General features: G+C 70.2%; 14 protein-coding genes. 11 read left to right on the top strand and 3 right to left on the bottom strand.

What is annotated here, in order from left to right; genetic code table 11:
- Positions 1-109: 109 nt before the first annotated feature.
- The 7 genes from rsmD (at position 110) to mutM (ending at position 5,221) form a co-directional block, all read left to right on the top strand.
- Positions 110-694, top strand: a complete 585-nt coding sequence (rsmD, locus tag IG99_RS25650) for a 16S rRNA (guanine(966)-N(2))-methyltransferase RsmD (RefSeq protein ID WP_037677592.1) — start codon at positions 110-112, stop codon at positions 692-694.
- A gap of 26 nt (positions 695-720) precedes the next feature.
- Positions 721-1,200, top strand: a complete 480-nt coding sequence (coaD, locus tag IG99_RS25645) for a pantetheine-phosphate adenylyltransferase (protein ID WP_037677591.1) — start codon at positions 721-723, stop codon at positions 1,198-1,200.
- Between the two features lie 99 nt (positions 1,201-1,299).
- Positions 1,300-2,451, top strand: coding sequence for an ATP synthase F0 subunit B (locus tag IG99_RS25640; RefSeq protein ID WP_037677590.1), 1,152 nt, complete (start codon positions 1,300-1,302; stop codon positions 2,449-2,451).
- Between the two features lie 142 nt (positions 2,452-2,593).
- Positions 2,594-3,238, top strand: a complete 645-nt coding sequence (locus IG99_RS25635) for a YceD family protein (RefSeq protein WP_037677589.1) — start codon at positions 2,594-2,596, stop codon at positions 3,236-3,238.
- Positions 3,239-3,240: 2 nt separating this feature from the next.
- Positions 3,241-3,414: a 50S ribosomal protein L32 gene (gene rpmF, locus IG99_RS25630; RefSeq protein ID WP_007493396.1), complete on the top strand. Its 174-nt coding sequence runs from the start codon at positions 3,241-3,243 to the stop codon at positions 3,412-3,414.
- 7 nt (positions 3,415-3,421) lie between these two features.
- Entirely contained in the window at positions 3,422-4,279 is an 858-nt protein-coding gene (rnc, locus tag IG99_RS25625; protein ID WP_199815596.1) for a ribonuclease III, read from the top strand.
- Between the two features lie 81 nt (positions 4,280-4,360).
- Positions 4,361-5,221: a bifunctional DNA-formamidopyrimidine glycosylase/DNA-(apurinic or apyrimidinic site) lyase gene (gene mutM, locus IG99_RS25620; RefSeq protein ID WP_037677587.1), complete on the top strand. Its 861-nt coding sequence runs from the start codon at positions 4,361-4,363 to the stop codon at positions 5,219-5,221.
- Here mutM and IG99_RS25615 read toward each other — a convergent pair.
- Positions 5,194-5,595, bottom strand: coding sequence for a winged helix-turn-helix transcriptional regulator (locus IG99_RS25615; protein ID WP_037677586.1), 402 nt, complete (start codon positions 5,593-5,595; stop codon positions 5,194-5,196). The genes mutM and IG99_RS25615 overlap by 28 nt on opposite strands.
- A 107-nt stretch (positions 5,596-5,702) precedes the next feature.
- Positions 5,703-6,842, bottom strand: a complete 1,140-nt coding sequence (locus IG99_RS25610; protein WP_037677585.1) for a CAP domain-containing protein — start codon at positions 6,840-6,842, stop codon at positions 5,703-5,705.
- Between the two features lie 169 nt (positions 6,843-7,011).
- On the opposite strand from IG99_RS25610, the gene IG99_RS25605 reads away from it, so the two are divergent.
- From IG99_RS25605 to IG99_RS25590, 4 genes are all read left to right on the top strand, one after another.
- Positions 7,012-7,293 (top strand): acylphosphatase, encoded by a 282-nt coding sequence (locus tag IG99_RS25605; protein ID WP_051865880.1) that lies wholly within the window; start codon positions 7,012-7,014, stop codon positions 7,291-7,293.
- Between the two features lie 381 nt (positions 7,294-7,674).
- The gene (locus IG99_RS25600; RefSeq protein ID WP_030048901.1) at positions 7,675-7,878 is read left to right on the top strand and encodes a hypothetical protein; all 204 of its coding nucleotides are present in this window, start codon (positions 7,675-7,677) and stop codon (positions 7,876-7,878) included.
- 269 nt (positions 7,879-8,147) lie between these two features.
- Positions 8,148-11,753, top strand: coding sequence for a chromosome segregation protein SMC (smc, locus tag IG99_RS25595; protein WP_037677581.1), 3,606 nt, complete (start codon positions 8,148-8,150; stop codon positions 11,751-11,753).
- A gap of 199 nt (positions 11,754-11,952) precedes the next feature.
- Positions 11,953-13,371: a sugar porter family MFS transporter gene (locus tag IG99_RS25590; protein ID WP_037677579.1), complete on the top strand. Its 1,419-nt coding sequence runs from the start codon at positions 11,953-11,955 to the stop codon at positions 13,369-13,371.
- 109 nt (positions 13,372-13,480) lie between these two features.
- Here IG99_RS25590 and IG99_RS25585 read toward each other — a convergent pair whose 3' ends face one another.
- Positions 13,481-14,452, bottom strand: coding sequence for an LLM class flavin-dependent oxidoreductase (locus IG99_RS25585; RefSeq protein ID WP_037677577.1), 972 nt, complete (start codon positions 14,450-14,452; stop codon positions 13,481-13,483).
- Between the last annotated feature and the right edge of the window lie 133 nt (positions 14,453-14,585).

The following is a 14,585-nucleotide window of genomic DNA, read 5'->3' as shown; positions in this document are numbered from 1 at the left end:
GGGGCGCGGGGCTGCATTGGATATGCGGCTACCGCCGCGTGGGCGCGAGCGACCACGACGAACCTGCTGCCAGACTGAATCCGTAACCACCCTCGACCAAGGACCAAAGATGACCCGCGTGATCGCCGGCGCAGCCGGCGGACGTCGCCTGGCCGTCCCGCCAGGGACCGGCACCCGTCCTACCTCCGACCGCGCACGCGAAGGTCTCTTCTCCACCTGGCAGTCCCTCCTCGGCGGCCCTTTGGACGGCGAACGCGTCCTCGACCTCTACGCCGGCTCCGGCGCCGTCGGCCTCGAGGCCCTCTCCCGCGGCGCGAGCCACACCCTCCTCGTGGAAGCCGACGCGCGAGCGGCCCGCATCATCCGCGAGAACGTGAGAAACCTCGCGCTCCCCGGCGCCGAGGTGAGGGCGGGCAAGGCCCACCAGGTGATCCAGACGGCGCCGGCAGCGCCGTACGACCTCGTCTTCCTCGACCCGCCCTACGCCGTCACGGACGACGATCTTCGCGAGATCCTGCTCACACTCCGCTCGGGGGGCTGGCTCGCGGCCGACGCCCTCGTCACCGTGGAGCGCAGCACCAGAGGCGGCGAATTCCGCTGGCCGGCCGGCTTCGACGCGGTCCGGTCCCGTCGCTACGGCGAGGGAACGTTTTGGTACGGTCGCGCCGCCTCTACGTGCGAAGACGCACGATGACCGGACCGGAGAGCGAGGGATCACAAGTGCGCCGCGCCGTCTGTCCCGGGTCGTTCGACCCGATCACCAACGGACACCTCGACATCATTTCCCGCGCCTCTCGCCTCTACGACGAGGTCTACGTCGCGGTGATGATCAACAAGTCCAAGAAGGGCCTGTTCGAGATCGACGAGCGGATCGACCTGATCCGCCAGGTCACCGCCGAGTACGCCAACGTGCGGGTCGAGGCCTTCCACGGCCTCCTCGTGGACTTCTGCAAGGAGCGCGAGATCCCGGCCATCGTCAAGGGCCTGCGCGCGGTCAGCGACTTCGACTACGAGCTGCAGATGGCCCAGATGAACAACGGCCTCTCGGGCGTGGAGACCCTCTTCGTGCCCACCAACCCCACCTACAGCTTCCTGTCGTCCTCCCTGGTCAAGGAGGTCGCGACCTGGGGCGGCGACGTCTCCCACCTGGTCCCGCCGCTGGTCCTGGAGGCGCTCACCCGGCGCCTGCGCCAGGACTGACGCGCTGACGGCCCGTCACCCGGTGTCCGGCGGCCCGCTCATGGCCGTACAGTCGTCCCGTCCGTCTCCAACGCATCTGTAGAGAGTGGCGAGCACACGGTGGACGTGCAGAAGAAGCTCGACGAGATCGTCACCGCGGTCTCCGGCGCCAGGTCCATGCCCATGTCGGCCTCGTGCGTGGTCAACCGCGCCGAACTGCTCTCGATGCTGGAAGAGGTGCGCGCGGCGCTGCCCGACTCCCTCGCCCAGGCCCAGGAGCTGATCGGGGGCCGTGCGGAGATGGTCGAGCAGGCCCGTCAGGAGGCGGAACGGATCATCGAGACCGCCCACGCCGAGCGCGGCTCCCTGATCTCCGACACCGAGGTCGCCCGCCGCTCCCAGGCCGAGGCCGACCGCATCCTCGCCGAGGCCCGCAAGGAGGCCGAGGAGGTCCGCGCCGAGGCCGACGACTACGTCGACTCCAAGCTCGCCAACTTCGAGGTCGTCCTCACCAAGACCCTCGGTTCCGTCGGTCGCGGCCGCGAGAAGCTCCTCGGCACCGGTCCGGGCGTCGACGAGCAGGGCTACGAGGACGAGGACGCCCCCGAGCGCAGCCACGACCCGGAGACGCTGCGGCGGGACGCCGACGCCTACGTCGACGTCAAACTCGGTGCCTTCGAGGCGGTGCTCGCCAAGACCCTGGAGGCCGTCGGCCGCGGTCGCCAGAAGCTGCACGGCCGTATCGCCACGGACGACCTCGGCGCCCTCGCCGACGACCTCACCACCGTCCAGCACTCCAGTGACGCCGACTACCTGGCCGACCTGGCCGCCCTCGCCGAGGCGGACACCCCGGCCGCCGCGGAGCAGCACGCCCAGCGGCAGTACGACCAGCAGCCTGCCTACGGATACCAACAGCAGGCCGACCCCTACGGCGGCTACCAGCAGCAGGGCTACGGCCAGCAGGCCGACCCGTACGGCTACCAGCAGGCCGATCCGTATTCCCCCGCCTCCGGCTACGCTCCGGCGGGAGGTGCCCCCTTCCAGGGCTACGACCCCCAGCAGGCCGCCTACGACCCGCACCAGGCCGCACAGCAGCCGCAGCAGACCCACCAGGACCACCAGTCGCATCAGGACCACCAGTCGCATCAGGACCATCAGTCTCACCAGGATCAGTCCCAGCAGGGATACGCCCTCGACGAGACCAGCCTCTTCGACACCGGCATGATCAGCGCGGAGCAGTTGCGGGCCTATGAACAGGGCCGCGGCCTGTGACGGAGGGGCTGCCAGGGACCGGATTGGGCTGTCAGGGAAAGGTCCAGTATCCTGGCTCTTCGGTCGCGCGTACATCCGCGATCAACGCTGCCCGGGAAGACCGAGGGTGGCGACCCCGAGCTCGGAAAGACCGAAAGCAGGAATGGCACTGAACGCCCGCCTCGACCACCGCAACCCCCTCGTGTTCGACACGCACGAGCTGGGACGGCGTCCTGGTGCGCTGCAGCGCCTGACTCGCACGGTCGACGCTCCCAAGGACTTCGGTATCCAGGGAGTCATCGGAGTGCCGGAAGGCGCCCCGGTCGAGCTCGAACTCCGGCTCGAGTCGGTCATGGAAGGGGTGCTCGTCACGGGCACCGCCCGTGCACAGGCCGAGGGGGAGTGCGTAAGGTGTCTGGAGCCGCTCGAGCTTGAGCTCGAAGCGGACTTCCAGGAGATGTTCTCGTACCCTGACGCCGACGACCGTGGCCGCGTGAAGGCGGAACCGGCCGACGACGCCGAGGAAGACGAGGACAGGCTCTTCCTCGAGGACGGCTTGTTCGACCTCGAACCCGTGCTGCGCGATGCGGTGGTGCTCGCACTGCCGATGCAGCCGGTGTGCCAGGACGACTGCCTGGGCCTGTGCTCCGAGTGCGGAGCGCGGCTCACGGACGACCCGGACCACCACCATGACGCCGTCGACATCCGTTGGGCGGCACTGCAGGGACTCGCCGAAACCATGACGGACGGCGAGAAGGACGAGATGAGCGGCGCCGAACCGGGCGTCGACGAGAAGCAGGAGAAGTAGCCGTGGCTGTTCCGAAGCGGAAGATGTCGCGCAGCAACACGCGCCACCGCCGGTCGCAGTGGAAGGCTGCGGTCCCCACCCTGGTTGCGTGCGAGCGCTGCCACGAGCCCAAGCTGCAGCACATCGCGTGCCCGTCTTGCGGCACCTACAACAAGCGCCAGGTCCTCGAGGTCTGAGCGGCTGGTGAGAGGCACCGTGTCTAGCCCCAAGCAGGCGGATGACGCCAAGGCGGACTCAACCGCCAAGAAAAAGGCGGACAACACGGCCTCGTCCCACACGCTTCTGGAAGGGCGGCTCGGCTACACGCTCGAGTCCGCCCTTCTGGTGCGTGCGCTGACCCACCGCTCCTACGCGTACGAGAACGGCGGCCTGCCGACGAACGAGCGGCTGGAGTTCCTCGGGGACTCCGTGCTCGGCCTCGTCGTCACGGACACGCTGTACCGCACCCACCCCGACCTGCCCGAAGGCCAGCTGGCCAAGTTGCGGGCCGCGGTGGTCAACTCGCGTGCGCTGGCGGAGGTCGGTCGTGGCCTCGACCTGGGCTCCTTCATCCGGCTCGGCCGCGGTGAAGAGGGCACGGGCGGCCGGGACAAGGCGTCCATCCTCGCCGACACCCTGGAAGCGGTGATCGGTGCGGTCTATCTCGACCAGGGCCTCGAAGCGGCCTCCGAACTGGTGCACCGCCTGTTCGACCCGCTGATCGAGAAGTCCTCGAACCTCGGAGCCGGCCTGGACTGGAAGACCAGTCTCCAGGAGCTCACCGCGACCGAAGGCCTCGGCGTCCCCGAGTACCTGGTCACGGAGACCGGCCCCGACCACGAGAAGACCTTCACTGCTGCTGCCCGCGTCGGAGGCGTCTCGTACGGCACCGGCACCGGCCGCAGCAAGAAGGAGGCGGAGCAGCAGGCCGCCGAGTCCGCGTGGCGCTCCATCCGCGCCGCGGCGGACGAGCGCGCCAAGGCGGCAGCCGAGGCCGCGACCGTGGACGCACGCGCCAGGGCCGCCGCCGCGGATGCCGACGAAGCGTCCGCCTCCGCCTGACGAACAACGACAGCGACCCGAGCGCCCGCCCCGCCCCGGGGCGGGCGCTCGGCTCATCAACCGGTTGTCACGGGGGACGCCATGCCCGAACTGCCCGAGGTCGAGGTCGTACGGCGCGGTCTGGAGCGGTGGGTCGCCCATCGGACCGTCGCCGACGCGGAGGTCCTGCACCCTCGCGCGGTGCGCCGGCACATCGCCGGTGCCGACGACTTCGCGCACCGGCTCAAGGGCCACCGCATCGGCGTCCCCAGCCGTCGCGGCAAGTATCTGTGGCTGCCGTTGGAGGACACCGGCCAGTCGATCCTGGCGCATCTCGGGATGAGCGGTCAGCTGCTGGTGCAGCCGCAGGGGTCGCCCGACGAGAAGCACCTGCGCATCCGGGTCCGCTTCGCCGACGAGTTCGCGACCGAACTCCGCTTCGTCGACCAACGCACCTTCGGCGGCCTGTCGTTGCACGACAGCACGGCAGACGGTCTGCCCGACGTCATCGCGCACATCGCCCGTGACCCCCTCGACCCGCTCTTCGACGACGAGGCGTTCCACCAGGCGCTGCGCCGCAAGCGCAGCACCATCAAACGGGCCCTGCTCGACCAGTCGTTGATCAGCGGCGTCGGCAACATCTACGCGGACGAGGCCCTGTGGCGCGCCCGCGTCCACTACGAACGCCCGACGGCCGGCTTCACCCGCCCCCGCACGGCCGAACTCCTCGGCCACGTACGGGACGTGATGACCGCCGCCCTCGCCGTCGGCGGCACGAGTTTCGACAGCCTGTACGTCAACGTCAACGGCGAGTCGGGGTACTTCGACCGGTCCCTGGACGCGTACGGCCGCGAGGGGCTGCCCTGCAAGAGGTGCGGCACGCCGATGCGCCGGCGCCCGTGGATGAACCGGTCCAGCTACTTCTGCCCGAGGTGTCAGCGGCCGCCGCGCGTGTCGTCGTAGCGCTGCCGTGCCGCCAGCACGTCCTCCATGTTGCCCTCGACGAAGTGGATGAGGGACAGCAGGCGCTCGGCGACCTCGTGGCCGAGCGGGGTGAGTTCGTAGTCCACCCTCGGCGGGTTGGTCGGCTGGGCCTCGCGTAGCACCAGACCGTCGCGCTCCAGCGCGTGCAGGGTCTGGGACAGCATCTTCTCGCTGACACCGTCGACACGGCGGCGCAGCTCGTTGAAGCGCAGGGAGCCCTCGTGCAGCGCGCCGAGGGCGAGCGCGCCCCAGCGTCCCGTGACGTGCTCCAGCGTGCCGCGCGAGGGGCAGGCCTTGGCGAACACGTTGAAGGGGAGGTCCTGCTCCTCCGCGCGCTCCTGAGTGCTGTTCATGTCTGAAGCGTACTCGAACGCAGCGCTAACCGACAGGTTGCACTAACTCATAGTAAGTGCATCAGTGGTCAGTGCACCAGTCGGTGGCGCCGCCCGAGTGGTGAGGCTCAGTAACCGAAGTCCTGGGTCCACCACGGTCCGCCGGAGCCGTAGTGCACGCCGACGCCCAGGGTCTTGAAGTCGCAGTTCAGGATGTTGGCGCGGTGGCCGGGGCTGTTCATCCAGGCCTCCATGACCGCGGCCGCGTCGGCCTGGCCCCGGGCTATGTTCTCGCCGCCGAGGTCGGTTATGCCGGCCTTGGCGGCCCGGTCCCAGGGGGAGGCCCCGTCAGGGTCGGTGTGGTCGAAGAAGCCCCGCGCGGCCATGTCCGCGCTGAAGCTCTCGGCCAGCTCGGTCAGCGAGCTGTTGGCGGCCAGGGCACTGCAGCCTACCTTCGACCGCTCCTCGTTGACCAGCCTGAGGACCTCCGCCTCTACGGCGGCCTCCGGGGAGACCGTCCCCGGGGTGCTGCCGCGCTCCGGTGCCTTCGTCGCCGTGTGCGACGGCGTGGAGCTCGGCTTCTTCGAGGGGGTCGCCGTCGGCTCGTGTGCCGGCTTCTCGGTGGTGGGCTTCTCGGACGGCGTCGCCGACGTCGTCGAGGCCGAGGGGGTGGGCGTGGGGGAGGCGGATCGCTCGGAGCCCCGGCTGGCCGCCGTACCACCGCGGCCGTTCGTGGAGGCGGACGCCGAGGCGGAGCCTGAGGTGCCGCCCTGCTGCGCCTCCGCGTTCGTCGGTGTCTCGGCGGCCTGCGTGGTGTCGCTGCCGCTGCCGCCACCGAGCCTGTAGTTCTCCAGTCCGGGTACCGCGCCCGTGGCGACCGCGACGGTGCCGAGGGCGACCGCGGCGGAGACGCCGAGCAGGCCGGCCCGGACCGGTGTGGCGACCCTCTTCCTGCGGCGGCGGCCTGCGCCGCGCCCGGCGCTCCCGCCGGACGGCGTGTAGCCCTCGGACCCGAAGACCGCGGTGGCGCCCGTGTCGGTGGCGCGGGCGTAGTCGTCGTCCGTCGCGAAGAGGTAGTCGTGGCTCCTGGTGTAGGTGTCGCCGTAGGCCTCGGGCCGCAGATAGGGCGCGATGCCCATCGTGGCGTGCTCGCCCTCGTACGAGTCCTGTGGGTCGCGGCCCCCCGGGAAGGAGCCGTTGGTTTCTGTGCCCCCAGTGGCGCGGCCCGTGGCGGCGCGGCCGGCGGCGTGGCGTCGGTGGCGTCCCATGTCCTGGCCTTCCTCGTCCTAGCGGTCAACCCCACCCATACGATCTTGTGGTCAGTCTGACTCACCTGATCGAGTGAGTTTCATATGAGATTCGTTTGGGTGGGGACGGTACCGCATGGCGCCCGGGGTGGAAGTGTCCCGAGTGACATTGGCCGGTTAGGTTGCACCCATGAGCGAGGATGTACGGCTGGTCGCCTGGGTACGAGGACGCGTCCAAGGCGTGGGTTTCCGCTGGTTCACGCGGGCCAAGGCGCTGGAGATCGGCGGGCTGAGTGGTTTTGCTCTCAATTTGGCCGACGGCCGGGTGCAGGTCGTCGCCGAGGGGGCATCCGAGGGGTGCGAGGGGCTCCTGGAGTGGCTCCAGAGTGACGACACGCCCGGGCGCGTGGACGGAGTCACCGAGATCTGGGACACACCGCGTGGTGGCTACGACGGCTTCGCGATCCGCTGACCCGTACCGGGAACCGAGCCCGCTGGCAGCGGAGGGGCATGCCACGGGCACATGCCCCCAGCAGAAAGGAGCAGGTGGTTGCCAAGAACCGCTTGCGATGGCAGGCTCCGCACGCAAGGATGATCGCCACGCCCCGAGGGGCCCGCAGGAGCCGCCGCGCCGCCTTTTCAGGCCGCGTGCCCCCGGGATGCCCGCCAATACGGGGCGTGATCGTGTTGACCGTCAAACTTTTTGGTGAGACGCTGAAAGCACCCCGCGCACCTTAGCTGTTTGGCATGGATGAACAGCAGCAAGAACTGAAGAGTGTCAAGCACCGCGGGTGCGAATCCCTCACGACCCACACCGCTTCGGTCGGTCACTCATTGTGGAGGACCATCCATCATGGCAAAGGCGCTTCTCGGTTACGTCGGCGGCTCCGACCCTCGACTCCTCGCCGAGATGCGACGGCTCCAGCAGCGCGTACAGGACCTGGAATCCGAGCTCGGACGCATCCAGGCGGAGAACGACGCGCTGACGGCTGCCGCTTCTCACGACAGGATCATGGAGAGCATCGACGCACACCAGGCGGAGCCTGCGCTCACCTGATCGCTGCATCGCTCTACACCACACGCAGCGGTTGGGCTGCCCGTATCAACCGCTAAGTTGTCAGATTTGCAAGGGACGCTTCGGCGTCCCTTCTTTCTTTTCCCCCGCGTTTACCCCCGCACCCCCGCGGCCCCAGGTTCTCCGGGGCCTCCATGTGCTTTCCCCGCGCATCCTTTCACCGTCTTTAACGTTGGGTGTGCCCTGCGCGTTCATGGGCGAAACCGCGGGTTCATGGAGTGAGACAACACCGGGAGGTAGAGTCCGGCGGCGTGCACCTCAAGGCTCTGACCCTCCGCGGCTTCAAGTCGTTCGCCTCCGCGACCACGCTCCGGTTCGAGCCGGGCATCACGTGCGTGGTGGGACCCAACGGCTCGGGCAAGTCCAATGTGGTGGACGCGCTCAGCTGGGTCATGGGGGAGCAGGGCGCCAAGTCGCTGCGCGGCGGCAAGATGGAGGACGTCATCTTCGCCGGCACCACCGGCCGTCCGCCCCTGGGCCGCGCCGAGGTCTCCCTGACCATCGACAACTCCGACGGCGCCCTGCCCATCGAGTACGCCGAGGTCACCATCACGCGGATCATGTTCCGCAACGGCGGCAGCGAGTACCAGATCAACGGCGACACCTGCCGCCTGCTCGACATCCAGGAACTGTTGTCCGACTCCGGCATCGGCCGCGAGATGCACGTCATCGTCGGCCAGGGCCAGCTCGACTCCGTCCTGCACGCCGACCCCATGGGCCGACGCGCCTTCATCGAGGAGGCGGCCGGCGTCCTCAAGCACCGCAAGCGCAAGGAAAAGGCGCTGCGGAAGCTGGACGCGATGAAGGCCAACCTCGCGCGCGTGCAGGACCTCACGGACGAGCTGCGCCGCCAGCTCAAGCCCCTGGGGCGTCAGGCCGCCGTGGCCCGCAGGGCAGCCGTCATCCAGGCCGACCTGCGCGACGCGCGCCTGCGCCTCCTCGCCGACGACCTCGTACGGCTGCGGGAGGCGCTCAAGGCCGAGGTCGCCGACGAGGCCGCGCTGAAGGAACGCAAGGAGACCGCTGAGGAGGAGTTGCGCAAGGCACTCCAGCGCGAGTCACTCCTGGAGGACGAGGTACGGCAGCTCACGCCCCGCCTCCAGCGCGCCCAGCAGACCTGGTACGAGCTGTCCCAGCTCGCCGAGCGGGTACGCGGCACGATCTCGCTGGCCGACGCCCGCGTGAAGAGCGCCACCTCCGTGCCGCCCGAGGAGCGGCGCGGCCGCGACCCCGAGGACATGGAGCGCGAGGCCGCCCGCATCCGTGAGCAGGAGGCCGAACTGGAGGCGGCGCTGGAGGCGGCCGAGCGGGCCCTGGAGGACACGGTCGCCCACCGCGCCGACCTGGAGCGCGAACTGGCCCTGGAGGAACGCCGCCTGAAGGACGTCGCCCGCGCCATCGCCGACCGGCGTGAGGGCCTGGCCCGGCTGGGCGGCCAGGTGAACGCGGCCCGCTCCCGCGCCGCCTCCGCCCAGGCCGAGATCGACCGCCTGGCCGCCGCCCGGGACGAGGCGCAGGAACGCGCCGTCCGGGCCCGGGAGGAGTACGAGGCACTGAAGGCCGAGGTCGACGGACTCGACGCCGGCGACGCGGAACTCGGTGAGCGGCACGAGGCGGCGAAGCTGCAGCTGGCCGAGTCGGAGACCGCCCTGACCGCGGCCCGCGAGGCGGCCACCGCGGCGGAACGCGAACGCGCCGCGACCCAGGCCCGCCACGAGGCCCTGGCGTTGGGCCTGCGGCGCAAGGACGGGACGGGCGCGCTGCTCGATGCGAAGGATCGCCTGAGCGGTCTGCTCGGCCCGGCGGCGGAGTTGCTGACGGTGGCACCCGGGTACGAGATCCCGCTGGCGGCGGCCTTCGGAGCGGCGGCCGACGCGATCGCGGTCACTTCACCGTCGGCCGCGGCCGACGCGATCCGGCTGCTGCGCAAGCAGGACGCGGGGCGCGCGGCGCTGCTGCTGGCGGGAGAGTCGCACGGTACGACAGCGCGCCCAAGGGGCGCGGGGAACAGCGCGACCGACCACGACGAGCCCGCAGACGAACGACGGCCCTTCCCCGCCCCTCCCGCGGAACGCTTCGTACGCGGCCCCGCCGACCTCCTCCCCACCATCCGCCGCCTCCTTCGGGACATCGTCGTAGTGGACACCCTCGAGGACGCCGTGGACCTCGTCCACGCGCACCCCGACCTCACGGCCGTCACCGCCGAAGGCGACCTGCTCGGGGCGCACTTCGCGCACGGCGGATCCGCGGGCGCGCCCAGCCTGCTGGAGGTGCAGGCGTCCGTGGACGAGGCCGCCGCCGAGCTGGAGGAGCTGGCGGTGCGGTGCGAGGAGCTGACGCGGGCGCAGCTCGCGGCCGGGGAGCGGCGCACGGAGTGCGCCACGCTCGTCGAGGAGCTGGGGGAGCGGCGCCGGGCCGCCGACCGGGAGAAGTCGGCCGTGGCCCAGCAGCTCGGGCGGCTGTCCGGGCAGGCACGCGGTGCGGCCGGCGAGGCCGAGCGGTCGGCGGCGGCCGCCGCTCGGGCCCAGGAGGCGCTGGACAAGGCGCTCCAGGACGTCGAGGAACTGGCCGAACGGCTCGCCGTCGCCGAGGAGATGCCGGTCGAGGAGGAGCCCGACACGTCCGTGCGGGACCGGCTCGCCGCCGACGGGGCCAACGCGCGGCAGACCGAGATGGAGGCACGCCTCCAGGTCCGTACGCACGAGGAACGGGTCAAGGGACTCGCCGGGCGGGCCGACGCGCTGGACCGGGGCGCCCGCGCGGAACGCGAGGCACGCGCGCGTGCCGAACAGCGGCGCGCCCGGCTGCGGCACGAGGCGGCCGTCGCGGAGGCCGTCGCCTCCGGTGCCCGGCAACTGCTCGCACACGTCGAGGTGTCCGTGGCCCGCGCCGAGGAGGAGCGCGCCGCGGCCGACGCCGCGAAGGCCCGGCGTGAGCAGGAGCTCACCGCCGCTCGGGGCACGGGACGCGATCTCAAGGCAGAACTCGACAAGTTGACGGATTCAGTCCACCGAGGCGAGGTACTCGGCGCCGAGAAACGGCTGCGGATCGAGCAGCTGGAGACGAAGGCGCTGGAGGAACTCGGTGTGGAACCGGCGGGGCTCGTGGCGGAGTACGGTCCGCACCACCTGGTGCCGCCCTCGCCCCCCGCCGAGGGGGAGCAGCTGCCGGAGGACCCCGAGCACCCGCGCAACCAGCCCGTGCCGTTCGTGCGAGCCGAGCAGGAGAAGCGGCTGAAGGCCGCCGAGCGGGCGTACCAGCAGCTGGGCAAGGTGAACCCGCTGGCCCTGGAGGAGTTCGCGGCGCTGGAGGAGCGCCACCAGTTCCTCAGTGAGCAGCTGGAGGACCTGAAGAAGACGCGTGCCGACCTGCTCCAGGTCGTCAAGGAGGTCGACGAGCGCGTCGAGCAGGTCTTCACCGAGGCCTACCGGGACACCGCCCGGGAGTTCGAGGGTGTGTTCAGCAGGCTGTTCCCCGGTGGTGACGGGCGTCTGATCCTGACCGACCCCGACAACATGCTCACCACCGGTGTGGACGTCGAGGCGCGGCCGCCGGGCAAGAAGGTCAAGCGGCTCAGCCTGCTCTCGGGCGGTGAGCGGTCACTGACCGCCGTCGCCCTGCTGGTGTCGATCTTCAAGGCGCGCCCCAGCCCGTTCTACGTCATGGACGAGGTCGAGGCCGCCCTCGACGACACCAACCTCCAGCGGCTGATCCGCATCATGCAGGAGCTCCAGGAGGCCTCCCAGCTCATCGTCATCACGCACCAGAAGCGGACGATGGAGGTCGCGGACGCCCTCTACGGCGTCTCCATGCAGGGTGACGGCGTGTCCAAGGTCATCAGCCAGCGACTGCGCTGAGAGTTCGCGCTGAGCGATCTTCACTTCTTCAACACTTGAACACATCACCTTCACCCATGGCCCCTTAAATCACATACAGGCTCTATTGACTTCGAAACTTGAAGGAATAGTCTCGGCAACGTTGCTTTTACCTTCAGGTACCACCAACCAGAAGGGTCGCCCCCATCCGGCAGCGTTGCCGGTGGTTCGAGGAGTACACGTGACCAGCACAGCGCAGGCATCACAGTCAGGAGCCAGGACGGCTCACCCCGATCATCTCGGGCACGTCATCTTCATCGCGGCAGCCGCCGCGATGGGCGGCTTCCTCTTCGGCTACGACAGCTCCGTCATCAACGGCGCCGTCGAGGCGATCCGGGACCGGTACGACATCGGATCCGCGGCACTGGCCCAGGTCATCGCGATCGCCCTGATCGGCTGCGCCATCGGCGCCGCGACCGCCGGCCGCATAGCCGACCGCATCGGCCGCATCCGGTGCATGCAGATCGCCGCCGTCCTGTTCACCGTCAGCGCCGTCGGCTCGGCGCTGCCCTTCGCCCTGTGGGACCTCGCCTTCTGGCGCGTCGTCGGCGGCTTCGCCATCGGCATGGCCTCGGTCATCGGCCCGGCCTACATCGCCGAGGTCGCCCCGCCCGCCTACCGCGGCCGCCTCGGCTCCTTCCAGCAGGCCGCGATCGTCGTCGGCATCGCGGTGTCGCAGCTGGTCAACTGGGGTCTGCTGAACGCCTCCGGCGGTGACCAGCGCGGAGAGCTGATGGGCCTGGAGGCCTGGCAGGTCATGCTCGGTGTCATGGTCGTCCCGGCCGTCCTCTACGGCCTGCTCTCCTTCGCCATCCCCGAGTCTCCCCGCTTCCTGATCTCCGTCGGCAAGCGCGAGCGCGCCCGCGAGATCCTCGAAGAGGTCGAGGGCACTCAGGTCGACCTGAACGCGCGGGTCGCCGAGATCGAGCAGGCCATGAAGAGCGAGCACAAGTCCAGCTTCAAGGACCTGCTCGGTGGCGGCTTCTTCTTCAAGCCGATCGTCTGGGTCGGCATCGGCCTGTCGGTCTTCCAGCAGTTCGTCGGCATCAACGTCGCGTTCTACTACTCCTCGACGCTGTGGCAGTCGGTCGGCGTCGACCCGACGGACTCGTTCTTCTACTCCTTCACCACGTCGATCATCAACATCGTCGGCACCGTCGTCGCGATGATCTTCGTCGACCGCATCGGCCGCCGCCCGCTCGCCATCATCGGCTCGGTCGGCATGGTCGTAGGCCTGGCGCTGGAGGCCTGGGCGTTCTCGTTCGACCTGGTCGGCGGGAAGCTGCCCAGCGCGCAGGGCTGGACCGCCCTGATCGCGGCCCACATCTTCGTCCTCTTCTTCGCCCTGTCCTGGGGCGTGGTCGTCTGGGTCATGCTCGGCGAGATGTTCCCGAACCGGCTGCGCGCCGCCGCCCTGGGTGTGGCCGCCGCCGCGCAGTGGCTCGCCAACTGGGCCATCACCGCGAGCTTCCCGTCGCTGGCCGACTGGAACCTCTCCGCGACCTACGTGATCTACACCGTGTTCGCCGCGCTCTCCATCCCGTTCGTCCTGAAGTTCGTCAAGGAGACGAAGGGCAAGGCATTGGAGGAGATGGGCTGAGTCCCAGCCCTCGACGGGCCGGGCTCTCGCCCGGCCCCACGAACTCGGGGAGAAGGGGCCAAGTCCCCGCCGCCCTTCTCCCCGTATCCGTAGGACGTACTGCCCCGGCTCACCCCCCGAGCCGGGGCAGTACGCGTTCGCAGAACAGGCGCAGGCTGCGCCACCCCTCCTCCAGCGGCATCCCGCCGGCCAGCGGATGCAGGACGAGGCTGTCCAGGCCCAGGGCCACACACGCGTCCGGCGTCAGCACCCGGTACACGCCCTCGGCCCGCAGTTCCGCCACACTCGTCGCCCCCGACTTCACCGCCGAGCGGACCGAGCCGGACTGCCAGGAGGCGTAGGTGCGTGCCTCGTGCAGGAAATGCCCGCCGTAGCGGGCCCACGTCCGGTCCGGGTCCTCGGCGAGATGCAACAGCGGGACCTTGGCGCCCGGCATCATCGTCCAGCCCTCGGTGCCGTACTCCGCCAGCCGCTCCTTGTAGTACGCCTCCAGCTCCGGAAGGTGCGCGCTGGGGAAGAAGGGCAGACCCAGCCGGGCGGCCCGGCGGGCGGCGGCTTTGGAGGAGCCGCCCACCAGCAGCAGGGGGTGCGGGTCGGAGTACGGGCGCGGGGTGACCCGTACCGTACGGCCCCGGTAGGTGAACTGCTCGCCGGTCCACGCCTTCAGCACCGTCTCAAGGAGCTCGTCCTGGAGCCGGCCGCGCTGCTTGAAGTCGACGCCGAAGTGGTCGTACTCCTCGGGCCGGTAGCCGATCCCGGCGACGGTGACGAGCCGGCCGCCGCTGAGCAGGTCGAGCACGGCGATGTCCTCCGCCAGCCGCAGCGGGTCGTGCAGCGGGCCGATGACCGCCGAGACGGTGACCGCCAGACGCCGGGTCGCGCCGAGGACCGCGCCCGCGAAGGCGAACGGGGAGGGCAGCCAGTTGTTGTCGGCGCCGTGGTGCTCCTCGGTCTGCACGGCGGTGACCCCGTGCTCGTCGGCGTACGCCGCCATCTCCAGGGCCGCCCGGTAGCGGGCGCTCAGCGAGGCCGGGGTGGCGCCGGGCTCGACGAGGTTGAAACGGACGACCGTGACGGGCATGGCGAGCCCCCTTCGTGTGTGGAGTCGCGTGCGAAGGGGGACCGTAGCTGACGGGGCGTCAGACAGCCAGAGAAGGATCCCGGGTGTTCGGGCCCGGCGACTTTCTCACTCGGAGGAAAGTACAAGCCGGGTC

This window comes from Streptomyces griseus subsp. griseus (genome assembly GCF_000720255.1).
GTDB classification, from domain to species: Bacteria; Actinomycetota; Actinomycetes; order Streptomycetales; family Streptomycetaceae; genus Streptomyces; species Streptomyces griseus_I.
This window is presented reverse-complemented; position numbering and strand designations above follow the sequence as displayed.

Bases quoted from the DNA above. Each gene is read 5' to 3' on its own strand.
- rsmD (WP_037677592.1), top strand. From the start codon at position 110: ATGACCCGCGTGATCGCCGGCGCAGCCGGCGGACGTCGCCTGGCCGTC.
- IG99_RS25635 (WP_037677589.1), top strand. From the start codon at position 2,594: ATGGCACTGAACGCCCGCCTCGACCACCGCAACCCCCTCGTGTTCGAC.
- mutM (WP_037677587.1), top strand. From the start codon at position 4,361: ATGCCCGAACTGCCCGAGGTCGAGGTCGTACGGCGCGGTCTGGAGCGG.
- IG99_RS25615 (WP_037677586.1), bottom strand. From the start codon at position 5,595: ATGAACAGCACTCAGGAGCGCGCGGAGGAGCAGGACCTCCCCTTCAAC.
- IG99_RS25610 (WP_037677585.1), bottom strand. From the start codon at position 6,842: ATGGGACGCCACCGACGCCACGCCGCCGGCCGCGCCGCCACGGGCCGC.
- IG99_RS25605 (WP_051865880.1), top strand. From the start codon at position 7,012: ATGAGCGAGGATGTACGGCTGGTCGCCTGGGTACGAGGACGCGTCCAA.
- IG99_RS25600 (WP_030048901.1), top strand. From the start codon at position 7,675: ATGGCAAAGGCGCTTCTCGGTTACGTCGGCGGCTCCGACCCTCGACTC.
- IG99_RS25585 (WP_037677577.1), bottom strand. From the start codon at position 14,452: ATGCCCGTCACGGTCGTCCGTTTCAACCTCGTCGAGCCCGGCGCCACC.